The sequence below is a fragment of the Yersinia sp. Marseille-Q3913 genome, assembly GCF_963892745.1.
Lineage (GTDB): Bacteria > Pseudomonadota > Gammaproteobacteria > Enterobacterales > Enterobacteriaceae > Yersinia > Yersinia bercovieri.
On record NZ_CAWQAF010000049.1, the window covers coordinates 1 to 3,756 of the forward strand.

Consider the following 3,756-nt stretch of genomic DNA (forward strand, 5'->3'; position numbering starts at 1 on the left):
GGCTCTTTTAATGAATAAATGCCGTCCAAAGGGGCTTTAATCATATCGACAAGATCTCCATCGGCATGGGCGAGAGGGGTCAGGAACCCTGTCAGTAAACCTGCAAAGACGCGGACATATTGCCGGCGGAGTGTTTCTGCCAGTAAGGCCGCTTTAACTGAAATGGAAAGTGGAAAGTCTTTCAAGATTTGACGAGCGTTCATTATGACCTCTGTATTTACCAATGAATATTAAGTGTGTTTTGTAGGGCATCGAGTACCCGTGGATTGACTGCGAGCATGGTGCCAATAATTACGCGTTTAGCGCCGCTTGCGACGTCATCACCGGCGCTAAGACCGGTATGACCGTCTTTTGTAGAGCGTCTCAGGCGCAATAAGCCCTGATACGCATAAATGACACCGATCCACTGCAGAAGCGTAAGACCGGCATTAATGGCGACCGCAGCAGGGCCGTATTTACCTTCGGAAACATAGGCTATTGCACCAAAAGTGACGTCACCCAAAGCCATTTGTCGGGAAGTTGCATTCATTACCTGATGCAATGCAATAACGCAGCCGCATATCAGAATGATCAGCATGATTTTTCCAGGACCGTCTTGTACCTGTCCTCTCCGTGCCCGACTGGCGATATTGCCAAAGTGCAAGACCAGCATGACTAAGCCACCTACTGCCCCCATCGCGATGATCAGCTGAATTCCAACAGCCGTAACGTTGTTGACGGCGTTGGCGAGCATTTGGACCAAATCCATAGGTATCCTTACCGGATAACACCGGCAGTGGTGATGACCTCACGATTTTGAGTGTCAATGCGTTGCACGGTGGCATGACCAATGCGGTCGCCCGGTTGTAGTGCCCAGGTACTTCCCTGATAAGTCACCCAAGCTAATCCCGGATATAAACTGTTGATACTGGCACCCCGTAATCCGCTGGTTTTTGACGCGGTGCGGGGGGAGGCTTTCGGTGCAACAACAGAGGCTGTGGTCATGGTGGATACTGATGCAGGACTTGGGCGTTGTGCCAAATAGGCAACCTGTTGCTCCAGGAGGCGCAAACGTTGATCCAATGCTTTTATTCCTTCACGGTTGTTTTCCCCGTATACCCGCAACTCTTCAACTATTTGCGGGCTAGACTCTGTCAGGGTACTGGTCACAGGCTCCGTCGTTGGTGGTGCGTCGATGGTCGTGTTCTGCACTGATGTTGACGGTGGTGAGTAAGGAACGGGCACAATAGGCGGTGTGGTTATGGGCTCTTGAGCCGCAAACTGTGGCGACGCACCGGTACTTGAGGGAGCATTACGCAATACACCGAAAGCGACAATTCCGACGATGACGAGTCCCATCATCCCGGCTTGTAACGGGGCAACCTTTAAGCCGAAAGGCAAAGTGATAAGTTTGGAATGGGTTGGCTTACTGGCGATAGGTGTTTGGGTTACCTCTGGTTCATTTTCGGGCAAATCAACTGGGGGCGTCTCTAGGTCAAAATGAGATGTTGTCATTAGCGTGCTCCTGCTTGGGGTATGGCGGTCGGTATGGATGCCGCGTTTTTGTTGAGACGGTCGCTCTCATACACACCTTTCATAAATTGGATGGCCACAACTTGGTTTTTGAAAACACGAACCTGTTGGACGGGAAGTTTGGCAGCATCACTCGCCATCACTTGGCCAGCTTGAGAGCCAATGCCACCGACGATGGTACCTGCTACAGCTGAGCCTTTAACCGAGCCAGTCCCGCCGCTGATCGTGCCAGCGTTGGTCGATAGGATTTGCGTGTTTTGTTGTTTATACAATTCACCCAATCCACCAATACCAGTGGCAACGGCGGGCAATATAATTCGGGAGATATAACGGTTGTTGACGTCACTGGCGACGGAGGATTGCAACGTATCGTCTTGTAACGCATAGGCATCGACCTGATATTCAATACCGTTGAGTGTCATGCTAGTGAGATGGATGACCACTCCGTTACCCGCCAGTTGTATACCCCGAGCGGTGAAGCTGGCTCCCGCTAAAAAGCCTGCAGGAATATGAGCCTTAACGATTGAATTGAGGTTGTCAGAGTCGATTGCAGTGTCAATCACACCCGGCCTGAGTGTATTAGGTGGCACAACCATGAGGTCTTGAACCGAATTGTTGGTTGCTGTTTGGTTACTCGATACAGTCACCGGCGCATTGCCTGGGAGCCCATTACTCCATGCGCTAAAAGCATTCTCTGATGTACTGCCTGATTGCCCATTGCCTTGTTGGCTCTGACCAAAAGAGTTAGCCAATTGCATGCCACCAGGCTTCCAGCGCTCGTTGAGTAGTTTCATGTAACCATTGAGAGCGGTTTTTTCGTTTTCAGCTATACCGGAATTTGGTGCCTCCCCTTGAGAGGACTGTACGGTTGTTGTATTTAGACTTACCGGTTGTAGAGCCGGTGTTGGGGCGACAGGTTTGACATCACTCATGCGTAATGACGCCACAAAACTGTTCCCCCCATTGTCTGCTGTTCGCCCACCGATGTTGTTAGCTTCACTTTGTAACTTCCGGTACTGCGCTGTTTCAACACTGTTATGCGCGGCATTGTTGGCCACGCTGTTCAATTTATAATTTGACGGTGTTGGCTCTGCTCTATGTAGCCACCCCCATCCGAGATAGGCTCCGGCGCCAACAATAACGACAATAGCAATGCCCAGTATCAGTGATTTTTTTCCATCATTTGCAGCATCTTGTTCAATGGCCATTGGCTTACTCCAGGTTGATGTTCAGGGTGGTATTTCGGCTCTGAACGGAAAAAACCACTTCGGGGGTGACGGGTAATTTCCAAACTCGAGTCCCATCTGCAGCCGCCGAGGTTTCTACAAACGCATCCCGTATATCGCTGCGGGAACGGATATATAAGTCATCACCTACTTGCCAAACAGATGTCATCGGGACGTTGCCACTGGTTTTGAGACGCTTAGCTTCTTTGGGAGGGACACCATCCAAAAAGGATTGCAACATCGGGTTGTCCAAACTGATTTTTTCTCGAGCAATGGGTTGGGTCTTAGCGGCTGGGCCCCGCATAGGAATACGAAGATTCAGGCTGCTATCTGTAATTTGTGCTAGTCCGGGGTTATCTGGTTCGCCACTGGATAAAGCGATCACTACTGGTACCGGTAATCCTTTCAGATATACCGTCACGCTACCGGAGTCATAGGCCCGTCTGGCCTGAACTGACATTACCGGGCTGTTTGGAATGTAGTTGATGGAAAATCCGGCTTCGTTACCGTTGATTGGCGGCGCGTCAATATTCCAGGGAGCGCCTGTTTCATCAGTAAAAGATACGGTCGCAGGAAAGTTTGGAAGTGCCCGCAGCAGGGATAGCGAGGCGCCAGGTGACAAGTTGACTGTCAGAGAACTAATCCTGGGAACCGCAGTGACTGGGGCCCGACCCTCACTACGTTGCAGTTGGTCATACGTCCCCCGTAAACCTGTAACATCATCAGGTGACAGTGGGGCCATCTGTCCCTGAGCATAAGTTAGCGCGGGTGAAGGCAGCGGTGTTGCTCCCCCTTGAGGAAGTGGGGCTGTAGGCGTTGGGCCTGCTGTTGGTGCCACCTGAGCGGCAACATTTTGTGGTGTACTGGTTGCCGGTGCGGCACTTAGCGTTTGTGCTGGTTGCCAGGCATTTGGGGCCGCAGCGACGTCAGGGGTTATTGCAGCGCTGACACCGTTAACCAACGTTAACAGGAGCAGACTGGCGTACTGGATTTTCATGATTATTGAGCCTCATAGGTA

The 3,756-nt window shown here is 51.2% G+C and carries 5 protein-coding genes; all 5 read right to left on the reverse strand.

Annotated elements, in window-relative coordinates; translation table 11 throughout:
- Positions 1–203 (reverse strand): DUF6750 family protein (locus AACW11_RS16135; protein WP_212587027.1); only part of this gene is annotated, 203 nt, incomplete at its 3' end.
- 14 nt (positions 204–217) lie between these two features.
- On the reverse strand, positions 218–748 hold the full coding sequence (gene traQ, locus AACW11_RS16140) for a conjugal transfer protein TraQ (RefSeq protein ID WP_145592820.1): 531 nt from the start codon (positions 746–748) through the stop codon (positions 218–220).
- A gap of 8 nt (positions 749–756) precedes the next feature.
- Positions 757–1,494, reverse strand: coding sequence for a hypothetical protein (locus AACW11_RS16145; protein WP_212587028.1), 738 nt, complete (start codon positions 1,492–1,494; stop codon positions 757–759).
- A complete protein-coding gene (gene traO, locus AACW11_RS16150) occupies positions 1,494–2,720 on the reverse strand; it encodes a conjugal transfer protein TraO (protein ID WP_145592818.1) in 1,227 nt (408 codons plus the stop codon). The genes AACW11_RS16145 and traO overlap by 1 nt, the downstream gene beginning before the upstream one ends.
- A 4-nt stretch (positions 2,721–2,724) precedes the next feature.
- The gene (locus AACW11_RS16155) at positions 2,725–3,735 is read right to left on the reverse strand and encodes a DotH/IcmK family type IV secretion protein (RefSeq protein ID WP_145592817.1); all 1,011 of its coding nucleotides are present in this window, start codon (positions 3,733–3,735) and stop codon (positions 2,725–2,727) included.
- Positions 3,736–3,756: the final 21 nt, after the last annotated feature.